The sequence below is a fragment of the Streptomyces sp. NPDC058525 genome, assembly GCF_042719495.1.
In the GTDB taxonomy this organism is placed as follows: Bacteria; Actinomycetota; Actinomycetes; order Streptomycetales; family Streptomycetaceae; genus Streptomyces.
On the sequence record NZ_JBHXNP010000146.1, the window covers coordinates 1 to 17,535 of the forward strand.

The 17,535-nt window shown below is 71.8% G+C and carries 19 protein-coding genes; 11 read left to right on the top strand and 8 right to left on the bottom strand.

Annotated elements, in window-relative coordinates:
* Nucleotides 1-112: 112 nt before the first annotated feature.
* The 8 genes from ACFWP3_RS38925 to ACFWP3_RS38960 all read left to right on the top strand — a co-directional run bounded on the left by ACFWP3_RS38925 (nt 113) and on the right by ACFWP3_RS38960 (nt 9,240).
* Nucleotides 113-970 carry a winged helix-turn-helix transcriptional regulator gene (locus ACFWP3_RS38925; RefSeq protein ID WP_384231014.1) on the top strand — a complete coding sequence of 286 codons (858 nt, stop codon included), beginning with the start codon at nt 113-115 and terminating at the stop codon, nt 968-970.
* A 97-nt stretch (nt 971-1,067) separates the two neighbouring features.
* Nucleotides 1,068-2,363 carry an MFS transporter gene (locus ACFWP3_RS38930; protein ID WP_384231017.1) on the top strand — a complete coding sequence of 432 codons (1,296 nt, stop codon included), beginning with the start codon at nt 1,068-1,070 and terminating at the stop codon, nt 2,361-2,363.
* Nucleotides 2,364-2,445: 82 nt separating this feature from the next.
* Complete coding sequence (locus ACFWP3_RS38935) at nt 2,446-3,705, top strand: MFS transporter (RefSeq protein WP_384231019.1); 1,260 nt, start codon at nt 2,446-2,448, stop codon at nt 3,703-3,705.
* 34 nt (nt 3,706-3,739) lie between these two features.
* Nucleotides 3,740-4,948 (top strand): hypothetical protein, encoded by a 1,209-nt coding sequence (locus ACFWP3_RS38940; protein ID WP_384231021.1) that lies wholly within the window; start codon nt 3,740-3,742, stop codon nt 4,946-4,948.
* 64 nt (nt 4,949-5,012) lie between these two features.
* The gene (locus ACFWP3_RS38945) at nt 5,013-5,822 is read left to right on the top strand and encodes a DUF317 domain-containing protein (RefSeq protein ID WP_384231023.1); all 810 of its coding nucleotides are present in this window, start codon (nt 5,013-5,015) and stop codon (nt 5,820-5,822) included.
* Between the two features lie 20 nt (nt 5,823-5,842).
* On the top strand, nt 5,843-6,319 hold the full coding sequence (locus ACFWP3_RS38950) for a hypothetical protein (RefSeq protein WP_384231025.1): 477 nt from the start codon (nt 5,843-5,845) through the stop codon (nt 6,317-6,319).
* A 99-nt stretch (nt 6,320-6,418) separates the two neighbouring features.
* Nucleotides 6,419-8,107, top strand: coding sequence for a SpaA isopeptide-forming pilin-related protein (locus ACFWP3_RS38955; RefSeq protein WP_384231027.1), 1,689 nt, complete (start codon nt 6,419-6,421; stop codon nt 8,105-8,107).
* A gap of 80 nt (nt 8,108-8,187) precedes the next feature.
* On the top strand, nt 8,188-9,240 hold the full coding sequence (locus tag ACFWP3_RS38960; protein WP_384231030.1) for a collagen binding domain-containing protein: 1,053 nt from the start codon (nt 8,188-8,190) through the stop codon (nt 9,238-9,240).
* Nucleotides 9,241-9,318: 78 nt separating this feature from the next.
* Here ACFWP3_RS38960 and ACFWP3_RS38965 read toward each other — a convergent pair whose 3' ends face one another.
* Nucleotides 9,319-9,948 (bottom strand): hypothetical protein, encoded by a 630-nt coding sequence (locus ACFWP3_RS38965; protein ID WP_384231032.1) that lies wholly within the window; start codon nt 9,946-9,948, stop codon nt 9,319-9,321.
* Between the two features lie 151 nt (nt 9,949-10,099).
* Nucleotides 10,100-10,948: a hypothetical protein gene (locus ACFWP3_RS38970; RefSeq protein ID WP_384231035.1), complete on the bottom strand. Its 849-nt coding sequence runs from the start codon at nt 10,946-10,948 to the stop codon at nt 10,100-10,102.
* A gap of 238 nt (nt 10,949-11,186) precedes the next feature.
* Here ACFWP3_RS38970 and ACFWP3_RS38975 point away from each other — a divergent pair, with 238 nt between their 5' ends.
* The 3 genes from ACFWP3_RS38975 (at nt 11,187) to ACFWP3_RS38985 (ending at nt 12,808) form a co-directional block, all read left to right on the top strand.
* A complete protein-coding gene (locus ACFWP3_RS38975; protein ID WP_384231052.1) occupies nt 11,187-11,552 on the top strand; it encodes a DUF317 domain-containing protein in 366 nt (121 codons plus the stop codon).
* A gap of 134 nt (nt 11,553-11,686) precedes the next feature.
* Entirely contained in the window at nt 11,687-12,013 is a 327-nt protein-coding gene (locus ACFWP3_RS38980; protein ID WP_384231036.1) for a hypothetical protein, read from the top strand.
* 234 nt (nt 12,014-12,247) lie between these two features.
* Nucleotides 12,248-12,808 carry a DUF317 domain-containing protein gene (locus ACFWP3_RS38985; protein WP_384231055.1) on the top strand — a complete coding sequence of 187 codons (561 nt, stop codon included), beginning with the start codon at nt 12,248-12,250 and terminating at the stop codon, nt 12,806-12,808.
* Between the two features lie 166 nt (nt 12,809-12,974).
* Here the strand turns inward: ACFWP3_RS38985 and ACFWP3_RS38990 are convergent, their stop codons facing one another.
* The 6 genes from ACFWP3_RS38990 to ACFWP3_RS39015 all read right to left on the bottom strand — a co-directional run bounded on the left by ACFWP3_RS38990 (nt 12,975) and on the right by ACFWP3_RS39015 (nt 17,225).
* The gene (locus ACFWP3_RS38990; protein WP_384231039.1) at nt 12,975-13,649 is read right to left on the bottom strand and encodes a hypothetical protein; all 675 of its coding nucleotides are present in this window, start codon (nt 13,647-13,649) and stop codon (nt 12,975-12,977) included.
* 96 nt (nt 13,650-13,745) lie between these two features.
* On the bottom strand, nt 13,746-14,177 hold the full coding sequence (locus ACFWP3_RS38995; RefSeq protein ID WP_384231041.1) for a hypothetical protein: 432 nt from the start codon (nt 14,175-14,177) through the stop codon (nt 13,746-13,748).
* Nucleotides 14,178-14,280: 103 nt separating this feature from the next.
* Nucleotides 14,281-15,993, bottom strand: coding sequence for a mobilization protein (locus tag ACFWP3_RS39000; protein ID WP_384231043.1), 1,713 nt, complete (start codon nt 15,991-15,993; stop codon nt 14,281-14,283).
* Nucleotides 15,994-16,007: 14 nt separating this feature from the next.
* On the bottom strand, nt 16,008-16,691 hold the full coding sequence (locus ACFWP3_RS39005; protein WP_384231045.1) for a plasmid mobilization protein: 684 nt from the start codon (nt 16,689-16,691) through the stop codon (nt 16,008-16,010).
* A gap of 91 nt (nt 16,692-16,782) precedes the next feature.
* A complete protein-coding gene (locus ACFWP3_RS39010; protein WP_384231048.1) occupies nt 16,783-16,974 on the bottom strand; it encodes a hypothetical protein in 192 nt (63 codons plus the stop codon).
* A complete protein-coding gene (locus tag ACFWP3_RS39015; protein WP_384231050.1) occupies nt 16,971-17,225 on the bottom strand; it encodes a hypothetical protein in 255 nt (84 codons plus the stop codon). The genes ACFWP3_RS39010 and ACFWP3_RS39015 overlap by 4 nt, the downstream gene beginning before the upstream one ends.
* Nucleotides 17,226-17,535 lie beyond the last annotated feature (310 nt).

The window sequence follows — 17,535 nt, forward strand, 5'->3', positions numbered from 1 at the left end:
GGCCCTGGCCGTCTCCCCGGCCCCGCCTCGTGCCGCGACCACCGAGCCCGCCCGCTCGCGCTGACCCCCTCTTCCTTCTTCTCCACCATCCCGCCCGTCTGGAGTTCCCGCCATGGCTGCTGCCCGCCTGCCTTCGACCGACCTGCCCCGCGTTGCCGAGGCGCTGGAGATGATCGCGCCGCGCTGGAGCGTGTGGGTGCTGATGACCTTGGCCTCCCAGCCCGGCCCGCTGCGCTACACCAAGCTCAAGGAGCACCTGCCGTGGCTCGGCGACGGCCAGCTCCACCCCCGTCTGCGGGCGCTGTCCGAGGCCGGACTCGTCGAACGCACTGCCCAGACCCGCCTGCACGTCACTTACGGCCTGACCGCCCGCGGCCGGGACCTGATGCCGTCCCTGACTGCCCTGGCCGGCTGGGGCGATGCGCACCTGGAGAAGAACCTCGTCCTCAACAGCGTGACCGGGAAGACCGAACCGGAGCGGATCCCGGCCGCGCAGAACGCCGAGGACACCCTCGCCGTGATCGGCCACCGGCACGCCACCGTGCTGCTGTGGACCATCAAGGCCCGCGGGACCACGACCATGGCCGCGCTCTCCGCCGAAGCGATGGCCGACCACAGCCCCAGCGCGATCTACTCGCCGATCCGCCGGCTCATCGACGACGGCATCGTCTCCGTCTCCCGCGATGACGTCGCCTCCCTGCAGCTGACCGCCCCGGGCCAGGCCCTCGCCCCGATCTACCGGGCCCTTTCGACGTGGGCCACCGCCCGTCAGCTCCCGGACGCCGAGACCCATCCCGTGTGGGGCACGCCCCGCATCCCGGCCGCCGCCCGCTCCGGGCAGTGGGCAGCCCACCAGGCCCGAAAGGCCAGCCAGGCCGTCGCCGTGCGCCAGCCGCCGGCCCCCGCCCCGGCCACCGCCTGGCGGCCCGGCGAGCTGTTCTCCGCAGCCACCACCGGCCCGAGCCGATGAACCCCACCTGCTCCCTGCCACCTTCCGGCCGCCCGCCGCCGGTACCCCCTTCGCTCCCGGCGCCCTGGCGCTGAGCCCTGATGGAAAGCCCCGCCCGTTGACCGCTCGCTCGACCGCAACCGCTCCATCGGCCACGTACGGGGCCGTACTGGGCAGCCGGTACGTGGCCCGCCTGCTGGGCGGCACCCTGATCGGGCGCCTGCCCAACGGCATGGTTCCCGTCTCGTTGGTCTTGTGGATCAGCGCGGGCGGTGGGTCGCTGGCCTTCGCCGGACTCCTCGCCGCGATCTACGGGCTGGCCTCGGGGCTCTCGCAGCCGCTCAAGGGCCGCCTGATGGACAAGTACGGGCAGACCCGTGTCTCCGTTCCGGCCGTCCTGCTCAACTCCTCCTGTCTGGTGGCGCTCCCGTGGATCGGGGCGGCCGGACAGCCGGTGGCCGTGACCGCGGTCGTGGGGTTCGCGGGGCTGATCACCCCGCCGCTGGAGGCCGGCCTCCGTGCGTTGTGGCCGACGGTCCTGCCCGATGCCGGGCGCCGCCGCGTCGTGCAGGCCCTGGATACCGGCTCCCAAGGGCTCCTCTACATCGTGGGTCCCCTCCTCGCCTCGTGGCTGGCGACCGCGCACAACCCCGACATTGCCCTGTGGGCCACCGCGGCCCTGGGGCTCGCCGGGTCGGCCATCGTCCTGAGTGCGGGCCCCTCTCGATATTGGCGCCCGGCCGCAGACGGGCCTGCGGGCACCGGACGGCTGATGAGCGCGGGCCTGGTCCTGCTGTTCACCGCACTGGCGGGGACCGGCTTCGCGCTCGGCGCGATGAACGTCTGGGCTGCGGACATGGCCGCCACGCACCAGATGGCCACGCTCTCCGGGGTGCTGCCAGCCGCGTTCTCCACCGGCAGCTTCCTGGGCGGTCTCGTCTATGCCCGCAGGACGTGGCCCGGCACCACGACCACCCAACTGATCACCACCAGCACGCTGTTCCTTCTCGGCTGGCTGCCCCTGCTGGCCGACCCCGGCCCCCGAGCGGCCGTCGCCCTCGCCGGGATACCGGGCCTGTTCCTCACCTTGATCATCACCAACGGGTTCCACGTGGTGGACGCCCTGGCCCCCACCTCCCGCACCACCGAGGCGTATGCCTGGCTGATCCTCTCCGTTGGTACGGGACAGGCCGCCGGCACCGCGCTCGCCGGAGCCCTCTCGGACAGCCCGCAGATCCTCGCCTCCCTGCCCGCGGCAGGCGCCGCCACCGCGCTGACCGTGCTGATCGTCGCCCGGCCCAAGCTCGGCCCCGGCCGCCGCCTGGGCCGCCACCGGCGCCCGCGCCGCTCCCGGCAGCACACCCCACTCCCGCACGACGCATTCCCTGCGCCCGCTCACGGACCCGGCCACTAACGGCCGTTACCGCCCGGACCGACGGTCACTACCCCGACGATCCGGCCCCCGAACGTATCCGTCCCACCTCCCCGGAAACACGATGCCTCCCAAGCACGCCGCCCTGCGGCCACCTACCGGCCGACACGTCCGCGTCCCCGCATTCGGGCCCGTCCGCGGTGTCTATGTCCCGCGCACCGCCGATGCCGGTGCCTTCGCCATGAGCACGTACGGCATCCCGCTGCTGGTCCTGGCCGTCACCGACTCGGCCACCCTGACCGGCATCGCCTTCATGCTCGAATGGGTGCCCCGCCTCGGCGCGTTCGCCCTCGCCGGCGCCGCCGTGGACCGCTTCGGCAGCACCCGGGTCCTGCGCATCGCCTCGGTCCTGCGCGCGCTCGTCGTCCTGGCCGCCGCCCTCGTGCTCCCCACCGTCGGCGGCACCGCCGCCATCGCCACGGTCATGCTGCTCGCCGCGTTGACCGGCGTCCTCACGGAGTTCTCCTACATCGCGGCCGAGACCGCCGGCGGCGCCGCCAGCCGGGACGCCGGAGGCCACGCCCACCGCGTCCAGGCCGTCCTGCTCGGCATCGACCAGGGCGCCACACTGGCCGGCCCGGCCCTGGCCGGTGTCCTGCTGCAGTACACCGGGGCCACCGGCATGCTCCTGACCATCGCCGTCTGCTCCCTGCTCGGCGCGGCCCTGGCCCCGCGCCAGCGCCCCGCCTGGCCCCAGGACGCCCCGGTCCCCGTCGCCCAGGGACTCCGGATCGGCTGGCGGACCCTGCGCTCGCTGCCCGCGCTGGGCTGGCTGTGCGTCGGACTGGTGCTGTCCAACACCGCGATCGGCCTCGTGCAGGCCGCCGGTCCCGTCCTGGTCATCCAGCAGCTCGGCGGCACCAGCAGCCAGGTCGGCCTCGTCTGGTCGGCCGCCGCCGTCGCCTCCCTGGCCATGGTCGCCCTCGCCCGGTTCGCGATCGACCGAGCCGGCCTGTGGCCGGTCGGCGCCACCGCAGCAGCCCTCGCCTCCCTGGCCTGCCTGGCACTGGCAGCCGCCGACACCTACACCACCTTCCTGGTCCTGGTGGCGCTGCTGATGGCAGGCGAGGCGGGCATGACCGTGGTGCTGCGCACCCTGCGCGCCCACCTCGTCCCCGCCGAAGTTTTCGGCAGCACCCTCAGCTTGATCATCCTGCTGCTACTCGCGCCGTTCCCCCTCGCCGGAGCCCTGGTCGCGCTCACCCCGCCCGACCTCCTCGGCCACGCCATCACCGCCTGCGCCGTCCTGCAGGCCGCAGGACTTGCCGTGTCCTTCGCGAAACTCCGCACCCATCCGGCCACCCGCCGCCCGCTCCCCGCCTGAACGCTTCAGCCGCCAACCCTCGAAAAGGACCACCATGCCCGCGACCTCCGACGCTCCCCAGCCGCAGCACCGACGCCTCCGCCTGCGCGAAGTCGCCGACCTCGACGACACGGCGTTCTCCGACTACCTGCAGGACCGCTTCGATCACCTGGTGACGGCCGCGATAGCCGACGCCGCCGGCCACCTGCGCCCCGCCCAGCACGACCTCCTCCACGCTCCCGGCCGCCTCCACGACCTGCGCGATGCGCTCACCTTCGCCGAGGGCGACCTGCAGGTCGCCGTCGAGCGGATGACCTACCGCCGAGACCCGCGCACTGCCCGTACCTCCCGCCAGCTGCGGCAGGTACGCACCGCCCTCCACCAGGTCCACCGGGAAGCCGCCGCGCTGCGCCGAGCCGAGAGCCGTACGCGCGACGCTGCCGAGGGGACCGCGTCTACCGACACGGTCACCACCGCCCGCGGCTGGCTCGCCCACGCCTACCCCGCCCGCTTCACCCAGCTCCTCGCCCAGGCCCAGGCCGCTGCCGGCCTGCCCGCCCGCCCGCACGCCAAGGACATCTTCGACACGATCGAGGAAGGCTGGGCCGGCGGCCACCTCACCGCCCCCAGCACGCCGGGCGTCGAGCAGCTGCTGGCCAGGGGAGTTGTGGCGTTCCGCAGCGCCGTCGCCGACGACGCGCGCGACCAGAACGACCGTGACCCCGCGCTGCGCCACCCGCTGCTGCAGCGGCGCTGGAACACGGCACTGGAGGAACTCGCCACCCTGACCGTGCCGTTGGCCCGCGCCTCCAGCCCCTCCGCCCTGGGTGCCCTGCCCGGCGACTTCTTCCACCTGCCCGAACAGGACGCCTTCAAGATCCTCAACGCGCGCCGGTTCCTGGTCGCGATCTGGCAGCGACGGGCCGAACACACCCGCCTGATCCACCAGTACGCGGGGACGGTCACCGACCGGCGCCGCGCCGCTCCCGACCGCGACCTGCGATTCCAGGCCCTGGACGCGGCCCTCGACCGCCTCGTCGCCGAGCACCCGGCCGCCGCCGCCCGCATCCTGGCCCGGCTCCGCCCGTATGCCACCGCGGACGGCAGGCTCGAGGAGGACGTCTTCACCCCGGCCCTGCGCACCCAGGCCAAGCGCGAGGTCCTCGCCGACCTGGCCGCCATCCGCAGGCCGGACGTCGTCCTGCCCTCCGCGATCGTGCCCCGCCCGGTACTCGCCGCCACCGCTGCCCTCGCCGCCCGCTGACCGCCACCCCTTCCGCCAGGAGACGCCCTTGCCCGCACCCGCCCCCCGAACCACCGATACTCCCGTGGACGGCGATGTTCACGTCACGCCCCGATATCTCGCCGGATCACCCGGCTACGGCGATGCCGGCTTCGCGCCCGTCGCGCACTGGCCCCACCACCACCTCGACGAAGGCCCGCACCAGCTCGTCGTGACCAGCCCGGACCACCGCATCCGGATCGGCTGGGCCGGAGACGACTACGACCTGTGGACCATCAGCGCCGCGCCGGACGCCGTCTCCGGCCCCCAGTGGACCGCGATCGTCAACCAGAACACCCCGCCCGAGCTCGTCGCGGCCCTGACCACCGCCCTCGCCCAGGACTGGACCGACGGCCAGGACCGCTTCCTCGCGGCCCCGTCGCCCTACTGGGCCGACAGCGTGGCACCGCTGGTCGCGGCCGGCTGGGAGCGCACGGGCGCCGAGGTCGGCACCGTGGAGCTGGCTGCCCCGGACCGCAACGCGGGGCTCTACATCAACCGCTCGCGCCGCGACCTGGAGGACGGGACGCAGCTGTGGGCCAGCCCGCCGGGCTGGGGCACCCGCGCGGAGATCACCTTCAGCCCCCGTACGCCCTCCCACCTCATCGCCGCCACAGCGGCAGCCTTCACCGATCCGACTCCCGCAGCCTGCTGGCGCGAGAGCCTCCACCCCGAGCTCGCCGCCCGCGCCCAGCTCAAGCCCGTCGTGCCGCCCCGCCCGCCGGTACCGACTCCCCGCGACCTCCGCCCCCGCCTTGGAGTCCGCCCGCCCGTCCCGGTCGGCAGCATTCCGCGCTGGAGCACCGCCACCACCCCCTCCGCCGCCCTGCCCCCGCGCCTCGCCGCACGGCGCTGACCGACCAACGAGGAAGCCCTGTGGCCCTGTTCACCGAGCAGTTGTTCGCCGACCACCTCACGCTGCCGTACACGGAGGCAGCCGTCGTGGGCGATGCCTACTACGCCGCACCCGTACCGGACCTCCCGCTGCGCCTGCGTATCGACTTCGCTCCCACGATCTACGCCGGGCGCTACGACGGGCTGCGCCTGCAGGTCGTACACCTGGAACAGGGGCGGATCGACACCGCGGTGCTGCGCTTCGCCGACTACGGCGCCTTCGAGGTCCGCGACCGCCGCCGTGGCAAGAAGCCCGGCCAGGACGGGTACGGCACCGTCACCGACTGGAACCACAGCGAGCACGCGCCCTGGGTCGGTATCAACGTCACCCGGCTGCGCGCCGCGATCGACCAGTACGTACACCTGTGGATCCCCGGCGCCCCGCCGGTACGCACCGGCCCGCCTCCCCTCACGGCTCCGGTGCCGCAGGCCCGGACCTCCCCGGCCCGGGCTCGGTAGGCCAATCACCCCGCCCGGCTGCCGCCGACCCCGGCATTCGCGGACACGCCAGCGTCTACACCCTCATTCCCTTCTTCACCGACAGGACCTCTTCCCCCTATGAGCCTTCGCCTCGCCCGACCCGCTCACCTGGCCGTCGCCGTCGCCGCCCTGGCCGCCGGCACCCTGCTGCCCGCGCAGGCCGTGGCCGCCCCGGACGCCCCCGCGGTACTGGGCCCCGGCTACACCATCCCGGACTCCGAAGGCCACGCGGCCTCCAGCCACATCGGCGCCTACGGCCCGCCCGGCCCGGCCGTCCACGGCGACACCGAGACCTACTGCGCCGACCCCGAACGCAAAGGCCCGGCCGACGCCGGAGGCTACAGCGACCCGCAGCCCGTGCCGTCCTGGACGTCCTCGGTCACAGGGAAGCCCGTCACCAAGGAGAACCTGGCACAGGCCGCCTACGTGATCGGCAAATACGGGCAGACCCGCGACAACGCCCAGGCCGCAGCAGTCGACGCCGTGGTGTACGAATACCTGGCCGGCGGCACCTACGCTCTCGACGGCGACCGGGGGAAGCAGCGCCTGGCGTATCCGGTCGTCTCTCCGACCGCCCGCACCCTCGCCCAGGGCTACGTCGCCGAGGCCAAGAAACTCGCGGGCCCCTACACCCTCCAGATCACGCCGTCCGTGAAGACCACCACCGCCGGGACGAAGGTCACCGTCGCGGTCAAGGTCACCACCACCGCCGGCACGCCGGTCCCCAAGGTCGCCGTCACGCTCTCCGAGTCGGGCTCCGGCACCACCTCCGGCAAGGTCACCACGAACGACAACGGCACGGGCGCCTGGGAGTTCACCGCCGAGAAGCCCGGGACCGCCAGCGTCACCGCAACGGCCGAGGGGCTGCCCGCCACCGGGCTGCAGGTTCTCACGCCCAAGAACCCGGCCGCCCAGCGGATGCTGCTCGCCGGGGGCACCACCAGCGTCAAGGACTCCGTCACCGTCACCGTCGGCGAGGCCACCGGCGGCGTGACGATCCGCAAGAAGGACCCCGAAGGCACCCGCCTCGTCGGCGCCGCGTTCCAGCTCCTGGACTCCGACGGCAAGCACGTCGCCGCGGGCAAGACCGATGAACAGGGCAACCTCGTCTTCGACAAGCTCCCCACCGGCACCTACCGGCTGCGCGAGACCTCCTCCGGGAGCCCCGTCCACGACCTGGTCCCCGAGCAGACCATCACGATCACCGCCGGACGCACCGCCCAGGCCAACCCCATCGACCTCGTCGACCCGTTCAAGAAGGCCCGCCTGTCGGTGAAGAAGACCGACAAGAACACCGGCAAGACCCTGCCGGGCGCGGTCATCGCCATCCGCGCCGACGAGACGGACAAGACCGGCAAGCACACCCCCGGCAAGGTGATCACCAGCCTCACCACCGGGACCGACGGCACCGCGACCGTCCCCCTCGACGTCACGCTCAAGGCGGGCACCCGCTACTGGGCCGGCGAGACCAAGGCCCCCGACGGCTACCAACTCGACGCCTCACCGATCGCGTTCACCGCCCGGCCCGGATCCGACGTCACCGTCACCCTCGCCGACAAGCCCACCGCGACCACGCCGCCGAGCCCGAGCACCCCGCCCGCGACACCCCCGGCCACCACCCCGCCGACGACGCCGCCCGGCTCCCTCGCCCACACCGGCGCCGACGCCACCACCTGGCTGGCTGGCGGAGCCACCACCCTGCTCGCCGCAGGAGGCGGCCTCTACCTGGTCAACCGCCGCCGCCGTACGGGCGACGCCCCCAGCTGACCCCTCGCGCTGCCGGGCCCGCATTTCGGAGCCCGCGCCACACCGTCCCGCACCGCACGATCCCGCCCGGAGCAACCCTCATGAAGCACCGCCCCTTCCTGTTCACCGCGCTCGCCCTGACCGCCGCCACCGCCCTGGCCGGCCCGGCCACCACCGCCACTGCAGCCCCCTCCCCGTCCGCCGAAGCCCCCCAGGGCCAGGGCGATTCCGCACCCGCGGACAAGGCCGGTCTGCGCATCGTCAAGACGGACCCCGAAGGCCAGCCCGTCCCCGGAGCTGCCTTCCAGCTGCTCGACTCCGCGGGCAAGACGCTCGCCGAGGGCAAGACCGGCTCCGACGGCACCCTTACCTTCTCCGACCTCGCCCCCGGCGTCGTGCGCCTCAAGGAGACCGCCTCCGGCAGCCCGCTGCTGGGCACCGTCCCCGACCAGGATGTCGTCGTCGCCCCCGGTGACCCCAAGGTCCTGGCGATCACCGACCCGTACAGGTCCGCCAGCCTCACCCTCAAGGTCACCGACAAAGCCACAGACAAGGGCCTCGCCGGAGCTCTCGTCAACATCGCCCCGAAGGACGCCAAGGATGACAAGGGCGCTTTCACCCTCACCACCGGCCCGGACGGCACCGCCAAGGCCCCCCTCCCCGTCGGCAAGAAGACTGGCAGCGCTTACACCGCCACCGAGACCAAGGCCCCGGACGGCTACCGGCTGGAGACCACCCCGGTCGAGATCATGGCCAAGCCCGGCGCCGAGACCAACGCGGCCTTCACGAACGCGGCCACGACCAAGCCCACCGAGGAACCGACCGGGAAGCCGACGGCCAAGCCCACCGCCGACCCCACCGCCCAGCCCACGCCGACCAGCTCGTCCTCGACCGGCACCGGGGAGCCGACCGACGCCGCATCCCCCTCCAGCAGCCCGGAGATAGGCACCGCCACCTCGACCCCCACCGCACCCGACGCCAAGCCCGAAGGCTCCCTCGCCCACACCGGCGCCGACAGCACCAATGGATGGCTCCTGGCAATCGGCGGCCTCCTCCTCGCCGCAGGAGGCGGCGCCGTCTACGCCGCACGCCGCCGCAAGAATGACGAGAGCGAGACCGGCACCGGCCAGCACCGGCGCACCGACGACAACTAACCTCACCACCATCAGCCCCGGGAACCAGCCAGGTTCCCGGGGCTGTCTGTGTTCCGTCCCGTCATCGTGCGAGGCGGATCAGGGGCGACCGTTCAATCCCACCGTGGCGTCCACCGTGGCCAGTAGCTGGTCCAGGGCCGCGATCGCCTTCGGGTACACATCGGCCGGTAGCTGAGCCTGGGACAGCTCGAACAGCACCGCCTCGCCAATCTCGCCGCCGTTTCCTGCGTACGTGGTGTACCAACCGCGCTGCGCGTCGGCTGGACTCAGATGTGGCACTCCAGCCACGCTGGCCTCGTCCATCTGCCCCGAGTGCGCGAGTATCGCGCCCCCGATGTCCTCGGCCATCCGTACTCGCCACTCGCCGATCAGCACCACCAGGGCCTGACGGACCTTCCGCTGCTTGCGCTTCCGCAAGTTCCGAGCCTGCTCAACCGCCTTCGCGGCAAACATCTCCAGGCGCTCGCCGGAGAACGGCCGCGGTTCGTAGGTACTGCGTGCCGTCAGCACCGCGTGCGCGTACTCGACCTCGTTGCGCATGGCCTGGACGACCTTGCGCAGCTCGACCTCGGCGGCGGCCTCCGCCTTGCCGAACTCCGTGCGGCGCGCATTCACCCCGGACAGTAGATACGTAAACAGTACGGTCGTCGCAGCCGCGATCGGGAAGATCTGGAGGGCCGTGGTTCCCAAGGACTGGGCAAGCAACAAGGAAGTCCCCCCTCGGGACAGGGCGCAAGTGCGCGCGGAGGTTGATCCTCCGCCATCCGTGATCGACATGACAAGACGCCGACGTGAGCACGCGTGCCCAGATTGATTCCTTGGGCAAGTCAGGGGGGTCAGGCCGTCCGGGGCTGCAGCATTAACCACCCATCTCTTCGAGCGTCAGCCGGGCTTGGTAGAGCTTGGCAACAAGTAGCTCGCGCGGGTCGGCAATCGGGTAGCGTACTTTCCGATCACGCTTAGTGAACGCGCGGCCCACCGGGTATTCGAGCCAGTGGTCGATACGAGTTGCCTCGATGGGCGCCGTCGGCCCACTGGTCAAGAAGATAAGGAACGGTGGGAAGGAGACGGCCCAGAACTCGGTGCTGCTCGTGCCCTGACCGGTGAGGCCGACCGACACGGATCGCACGACGTTTCGGAAGTAGCACAGGCCGGAGTCGGCGAGCGCCACGTGCAGCGCGAACGGTTCGATCGACGTCGGCTCGTCTGAGTGGTATGCAGTGGCCAACCGCGGCTGCGCATCCAGCAGGTAGCGCGTGTCTTGTACGGCTAGCATCATGCCGAGTACCTGGCGAACGATCTTGCCGGGATTCAAGTTCGTGATGTGCTCTGAGCCGAGCTTTGTGCCGTGCTCCATCGGCAGCATGAAGGCGCCGCCCTCTCTGGCGGCAATGAAGAACAGGTCGTTGTGCGGCTGACCACTGACATGGTGGAACGCCGCAGCAGCTTCCTGAAGGTGGCCGATGGTGTCATTCCTCCAGAGCGCGTACGCCTCTGGCAGGCCTCGCTGACTGGCCTTGTTGTTGTGAGCCTCGCAGAGCGACGGAATCGTGTGGCCGCGCTCGAAGCTCCGAAGTACCGTCAGCGCTCCGCCTTGCTCGTCGTACATGGTGATGGGCGACTGGTTGCCCGCGGCTCTTGGCGGAAGGTGCTCCTCGGTCATCGGCCCGTGGTTGCCGCAGTGTCGGCACCAGTCGAAAGTCGTCACCAGATGAGGCTACTGGTACGTCGGCTGTTGATCGTGGTCTCCTGCCCGCTGGCAGGACAGTTTCGCGGCCCTGATCGGCTAGATCGCGGGGAAGTCCGAGAACCTACAGCACCTACCCAAGGCCAAGTTCGCCGGTGGCAGACAGGAAAGATCCCGCAAGGACTGGTGCAGCGTTGCAGTGCATGTCAACCTAGACGACCTTCCCCAAGATTCGGAATTTTCCCAGGTCAGAGAGGTGATGCTTGTGACGGTGGAGCTATCGAACGCCGGGTTCCGCACCACGATCGAGAAGTTGCGCTTGCATAGCTGGCTTCTGGGGCCGGGGCAGCCGACCGAGGTCATCGACTGCTTCCCCGAGGCGAACGGCGACTTCAACCTCATCGTCGATGACCGGGCCGACACCCACATCTCTTCGGCTGACGGACGGCTGTATCTCGGTTGGTTTCCCGACGGACGGCCCGGAGCCGAGGAGGAGGGCTGGGTCCTCGCCGTCACCGGCACCGCGAAGGTTCCCGGCTACCGCGTCGTCTTCGATCCGCAAACCCCTGCACGGCTCGTGGCCGCCACCGTTTCCGAGGTGCTCGCCACCGCTCGCCGACTGTAGCACCCACGCCGCCTTGCGGCCGGGATCCTCGCCTCCCGTCCTCTGGCGGCTCTTCTTCCCCCGTGGTCTGCTCCCGCAGGCCGTGCGGTGCACATCCGCATCCACCACAGCGATTTCCGCCCGTGAGGAGAACCGTGGCCCCCGAACTCGAGCCCGGCGCCGAGATGACCGTCGCCGAGCTGATGAAACACCTGTCCATGGCGGACCCCTCCGCCCGTGTCCGGCTCGGGATCAACCCCTTCGTTCCCATGGCCCACAAGATGGGCACCGTGACCGCGGACACGGACCAGGACGGCCTACCGATCGTCTACCTAGCCGAGGACGCGCAGGCGGTGCAGTACGGGTACCTCCCCAGGCCGGTCGCCGAGGCCCTTACCTGGATGCCTCCGGTTGAGCCGCCGCCCCGTGGACGGCGGCTGCGCGCCGTCTCCGGCGCCGGCGCGAGCCGCGAAACCCCCTGACGACAAGGAGCACTTCTGCCCCCGTCTCTTGATTCCTCTTCTTATCCCGCGTACTGGGTCACCCCACGCCATCTCGCCGGTGACGACGGCCTCCTCGCCGACCAGGTCGGTTCCCACCTCATTGCTGCGGGCTGGTCCAGCCTCACCCTCGTCCGGGGCCGGCGCGAACCCGACGAGTCCGACGAAGCTCGGCAGGTTCTTCGCAGCACCGTTCTGTATGTTGCTCCGGACGCACTGAGCTGGGCGCAGTGGGTACTGGCCGACGAGCCTATCCTCCTGGGTGACCAGCCGGTGGCATGGACGGTCTCTGCCCGCGCCACTCCCGCGAGCCTTCCCCAGTGGAATGCGTACTTCTCCGCCGGCACCCCGCACGAGGTCGTCACCGACTTCCTGTTCGCCCTGGAGGACCGCCCGGATCCCGCCCACGGCTACGCCGGACCGCAGGCGGTGCTCGACGCGTTGGCCGGCGGCGGCTGGGTCCGCGACATCGATACCCCCGCCGCCATGTCCGACCCGCGGCTGGCCGCCAGCATGGCCTTCACGACGCTGCCGGACGAGGGCATCCAGGACGGCGACCCGCTCGTCCTCGATCCCGAGGGGGAAGCGGCGGGTTGGCAGTCATGGTGCGAACCGAGGATGGGCGCCGGACTCCTGTGGGCCGCCATGTTCTCCGCCAGCACGCCGCATGATCTCGTTGCGGCCTTCGCCGGCTCTCTAGCCTCGCCCGCACCGGTGCTCCGCCACACCTTGCCGGAGAGCAGCGAGGGCCAGCTCACTGTGCAACCAACTGTCTGATATGCCGACGGCCGGACCCCTCTGGGTCCGGCCGTCGGCCTTTTGCGTCTCACTACGGTCATTGATCGATGTGCGACTCCAGCGGGCCGTCGCAGTGCCTACCGACGCCCCACCCGGCCTCAGCGCGTGTACGTGAGTCGGGCGGAGAGACAGACCAAGCGGAGGCTCAGCGCGCCGTGGCCTTGGCCAGGGCGGTCTGCCCGTGGACCGTGACTTCCGCAGGACTGCCGGAGACGACCAGGAGCACGGCCCCGTCGCGAATCACGGTCTGCTGTACGACAGTGCGCCGCCCGTCGGCGGTGACGGTGACGACCTGCCCCCACTGCTCGTCACCGAGACGGGGCACCGGCACCGCCTGGGTATGAACCTCTGCCACGGTGGTGGCGGTGACCAGCTGGTACGACGGGCAGGCGCTCATCGCGGTCATGATCCGCCCGGCACCCGCGGAAAGGTCCTTGGGCGGTGCGGAGTACAGCTCCTCGGTCAGCTGGGTGCCACCGGGGCCGGCGAACACCCGCTTCCCCTGGTTCGGGAACATCGAGTACGGGTTGTCCACGGCGCTGCCCAGCTGCTCCAGCTGCGGACAACCCTCGACGGACGCCTCGGACGAAGCCATGGTTGCGGCGGGGCGGGCGGCGTAACCGGGGCCGAGATCGGCGGCGGTGAGCAGCCGCTCCGCCAGCCGCTCCGACGGCAGCACGTCGTGGTCAACGCGCACAGGTACGGGCGTCTCCGCCTGCGGCGCGGCGGGCGCGCTGCCGGAGGGCGGGACGGAACAGCCAGTCAGGGCCCAGAGACCGAGACAGGTGCTGGTGAGGATGGCGGAATGGCGCAGGCGCATACGGGTTCCCTGGGTCGGATGCGAGTGGGCTGACCGTTGCCGCCTCCTCGGAGCGGCAGGACAGGGATACAGGGGGTTCAGGGGCGCGGTGCCGGATCAATGGTCGAGGGAGCGCAGGCCCTCCTCGAGGGTGCCGAACTTGCCGTTGCTCGGGCCGCTGTTGCGGTTGTACCAGGCCACGTCCAGGCGGGGCTCCAGGGTCTCGTGGCCGGCGCGGCAGCGCAGCCAGATCCGGCCCTGGGTGCACAGGATGACCCAGTCCCGGTACGCCTGGCACTGCGGGCAGGCGCGGACCTCACCGTCGACGACCAGGGGGCGGCGCCACGGCATGAACCGGCCGGCCAGCTCGTCGTCGGTGTCCATCCGGAAGTCCGGCGGCAGGAAGTCGTCCACTACCGGAGCGGCCGGAGCGGGTTCGGGCGCCGGCTGGGCGGGCTCGGGCCACTGCGGCTCCGGGTACGCCAGCCACGGGACACCCGCCGGCCCCATCTCCCCACGCTCCTGCTTCGCCTTCCTGCGACCGAACACTTGGGCTCCCCTCCCAGAGTTGGCTCCCCGCACACGGCGGCGGGTCATGAAGCGTGCCCCACTGCCCCCATTTGCGGCAACTCACGAATTCCTGAAAGCCAGGTCATCTCCGGCGGCGCTGAGGGCCCTTCGCGGCCGGGTTCCCGGCCTTCCGCCCGGCGGGGTCCGACCGGACGGATTCGCCGTCGGGCAGGCGCGCCGTCTGGGCGTCGGCCGGCAGGTCCGCGGCGCGGCGCAGCCGCCACACCAGCACATCCGACACCGACTCGGCGCTCGCCAGCTCCCGGCGGGCAGCCGCATCGGCCAGCAGGGCGGTGGCGTCGTACCCGGCCGCCTCGGCATCGGCCAGGGTCGCCGCCAACGCCGCCCACCCGGCTTCCACCAGGACCTGCTCCGCCAACGCCGACGGCAATGCTTCCCGGACCCGCAGGACCTGGCGGCGCAGCACCGGAAGAGCCAGCGACCGGCCCCGTACGGCCAGCACACCCATCGGCTGCGCGGCGGCGGCCCGGTAGGCCGTGCGCAGATGCTCGGCGGCCAGCTGGGCGGCGGCGGCCTGCTGGGCGTGTGCCTTCTTCCCGTGCCAGTGCGCGGCCACGGTCACCAGGAAGAACACGGCGTCGATCACCATCGCGGTCGTCGCTCCGTCCTCCCCCCGCCCGAGCGCCGGACCGCTGTAGACCAGGTCACGGGCAGCCTGACGAAGAGCCCGGTCATGACCGCGTTCGGCCCGCACGTGGGAGCGGGAGGCCCGCTCGAACACGAAGGCAGCTTCTTGCAGTTCGCGCCGGGTGTGGGCGGCGGACGTCTTCGCGAGCGCGTCCAGGACCTCACCGGCAGCCGCGATGTACGCCGCAGCTACCGCGTCGTCCGCGCCGTCCATGACGAGCACCGCCTGCCACAGCGCCGTGCTTGCCCGGCGCCGCGCCGATGCGGGCCCCGACGGCACCGTCTGCTCAGCGGCCCGGCTGTGGGTCCGGCGGCCGGACCAGCGCTCCCGGATCCGCGGCAGGGACAGGTCCGGGCCCAACTTCGAGCCCGGGTAGAAGACCGGTTCCCCTTGGGCGTTGACGTCTCCGGGCAGCGCGACCGTGTACCCCAGGAGGTCACCGGACGGTGCGACGCGCGTGCGCACCAGAACGCCGGCGGCGCCCAGGCGGTCGAAGAACTCCTTCTCGCTCTCGGCTCCGGCCACAGCCCGTCGGACAGTCTCGCGGAGTTCCTCGCGGGCGGTGCGCTCGCGGCCCTGGCGTGCGGCCTTGTGGCGTTCGGCGCTGGTGGGCCGCTTGGCGGCGGTGCCGTCACCGGGGTTGAGACGGCGCAGCCCCAGCTCCTCTTCCAGACGGCGGGCTTCGGCCTGGACGCGGACGGCGTCGAAGCCGAGGTCCGGCCGGTTGCCGTCCTCACGCACCAGGGTGGCCAGGATGTGGATGTGGTCGTCCGCGTGCCGTACGGCGACCCAGCGGCAGCCGGAGCCTTGGCCGGGGTCGTCGATGCCGGCGGCGGCGACCATGCGGCGGGCGACGTCGCCCCATTCCTCGTCGGACAGGGTCCGGTCGGTGGGGCCGTTGCGCACCGACAGGTGCCACACGTGCTTCGCCGGCCGTTCGTCTTCGGCGAGCAGGGCCAGGGGCTGATCGAGGAGCTGCTGGAGCTGCTTGTACGTGACCTCGGCATCGCGGCCGGGGTCGGGGGCGCCATGGTCCCAGGAAGCCACCAGGTGCGGGTCGACGTGCTCCTCGGCCTTGCCCGGCCCGTACAAGTAGTAGAGGAGGCCGATGGTGCGCTGCCCGCGCTTGTGGATCTTCGGGACCATGGTGGTGTGGAGTCCTAGGTGTGTTCGAGGAGGTGGTCGGTGGCGCCCTGGACACGAGCGGAGGCGCCGTGGACCGCGTCGAGTACGGCGTCGAGCTGGGCGTCGGGCGGCTGGGCACCGGAGTTGATCGCGCGGGTCAGCTGGTTCAGGTTGTTGCCGATCTGTCCGAGGTGCCGGCGGGCAGCGAACAGCTCGGCGACCATCTCGCGGCGCCCTGCGATGGCCGCGGCGCTGGTCTGCGGATCGCGGGCGGCGGTGAGGGCGGCGCGGGCGAAGAAGCCGGCGAGGGTGACGCCGGCTGTCTTGGCAGCGGTCGCGACGAGCACGAGCTCGTCGTCGCTCATACGGACGCTGCACACGTTGGGGCGCTGACGGCGCTTGTACGTACGGCGTCGCGTACGGGCTGCTGCGGGCGCGGCAGATGCGGTTTCGTGCGTGGGCTGTTGGTCCCCTCCTGGCTGCGATCCGTCCTTGGTCGCAGCCTCCTCGTCAGGCGTCCCCCGGCGCCGGACGAGGCCCTGCCCCCCAGGGGCAGGGAACCCTTTGGACACTCCGCCGATGGTGGAGTGTCCAAAGGGATAACTTGCTCCTCCTGGGAGCGAGTTGGTGTCAGGCGAACGGTGGTCACGTTCGGGGGACTCGGCCGGTCTGACGGGCTGGTCCTGACCCGCTTCGCGCGGGTTCTCAGCTGAGGTCATCGGCGTTTCGGCTCCTTCCGGGAGACGAGGTGCGGGAACGGGGCGGCGGCCCGAGTGCTGGTCCGAGCCGCCGTACGGGCAGGGGTGCAGCTCACCCGCACAGGGGGCAGCCCGTGTAATGGCGGGTGAGGGCCTTGGCCATGTTCTGCTTCACGGCCAGGGCGTGACGCGTGCTCGACTTCGAGGCGGTGCTGCCCGCGTGACGGGTGGCGTGGTTGCGCAGGAACGTGATGTCGCGTTCGTATCCGGCCTTCAGGTCGGTGAATCGGTCGCACGTGTTCATCGGCGGGTGGCTCCTTCGGAGGATGTGGTGGGAGCGGTGGCGGCCCGAAGCGCGGTCAGGACGGGACCGATGTGCTCGTTGCCGAGGGGGATTCCGCGGGCGCGCATGATGCCTCGCAGCTGCGTTCTGGTGATCTGCTCGTTCCCCTCGGCCGCCAGGACTGCGGGGACGTCCGGGAGGACCAGCTCGACGACCTGGGCCTCGGACAGGCGACGCGGTCCGGTCCGGCGGGCCGACCGTCCGGCATGCACCTTTGCCCGGACGGTCCGGGGGCGAGCTGGGTCGGTCCGGGTTTGACGTGGTCCGGGTTTCGGTCCGGGGCGGGGCGGTCCGGTGGGGGTGTCGGTCTGGTCCGGGTTGGGTCCGGTCCGGGTTTCCGTGCGGTCCTGTGGTCCGGCGGTCCGGGTCCGGTCCGGGTCCGGTCCGGGTTTCGGTCTGGGGCGGGGCGGTCCGGTGGGGGTGTCGGTCTGGTCCGGGTTGGGTCCGGTCCGGGTTTCCGTGCGGTCCTGTGGTCCGGCGGTCCCGCTCGGTCCGGGTCCGGTCCGGGTCTCGGTCCGGATC

Bases quoted from the DNA above. Each gene is read 5' to 3' on its own strand.
- ACFWP3_RS38925 (WP_384231014.1), top strand. From the start codon at position 113: ATGGCTGCTGCCCGCCTGCCTTCGACCGACCTGCCCCGCGTTGCCGAG.
- ACFWP3_RS38935 (WP_384231019.1), top strand. From the start codon at position 2,446: ATGCCTCCCAAGCACGCCGCCCTGCGGCCACCTACCGGCCGACACGTC.
- ACFWP3_RS38940 (WP_384231021.1), top strand. From the start codon at position 3,740: ATGCCCGCGACCTCCGACGCTCCCCAGCCGCAGCACCGACGCCTCCGC.
- ACFWP3_RS38955 (WP_384231027.1), top strand. From the start codon at position 6,419: ATGAGCCTTCGCCTCGCCCGACCCGCTCACCTGGCCGTCGCCGTCGCC.
- ACFWP3_RS38960 (WP_384231030.1), top strand. From the start codon at position 8,188: ATGAAGCACCGCCCCTTCCTGTTCACCGCGCTCGCCCTGACCGCCGCC.
- ACFWP3_RS38975 (WP_384231052.1), top strand. From the start codon at position 11,187: ATGCTTGTGACGGTGGAGCTATCGAACGCCGGGTTCCGCACCACGATC.
- ACFWP3_RS38990 (WP_384231039.1), bottom strand. From the start codon at position 13,649: ATGCGCCTGCGCCATTCCGCCATCCTCACCAGCACCTGTCTCGGTCTC.
- ACFWP3_RS39000 (WP_384231043.1), bottom strand. From the start codon at position 15,993: ATGGTCCCGAAGATCCACAAGCGCGGGCAGCGCACCATCGGCCTCCTC.
- ACFWP3_RS39005 (WP_384231045.1), bottom strand. From the start codon at position 16,691: ATGACCTCAGCTGAGAACCCGCGCGAAGCGGGTCAGGACCAGCCCGTC.
- ACFWP3_RS39010 (WP_384231048.1), bottom strand. From the start codon at position 16,974: ATGAACACGTGCGACCGATTCACCGACCTGAAGGCCGGATACGAACGC.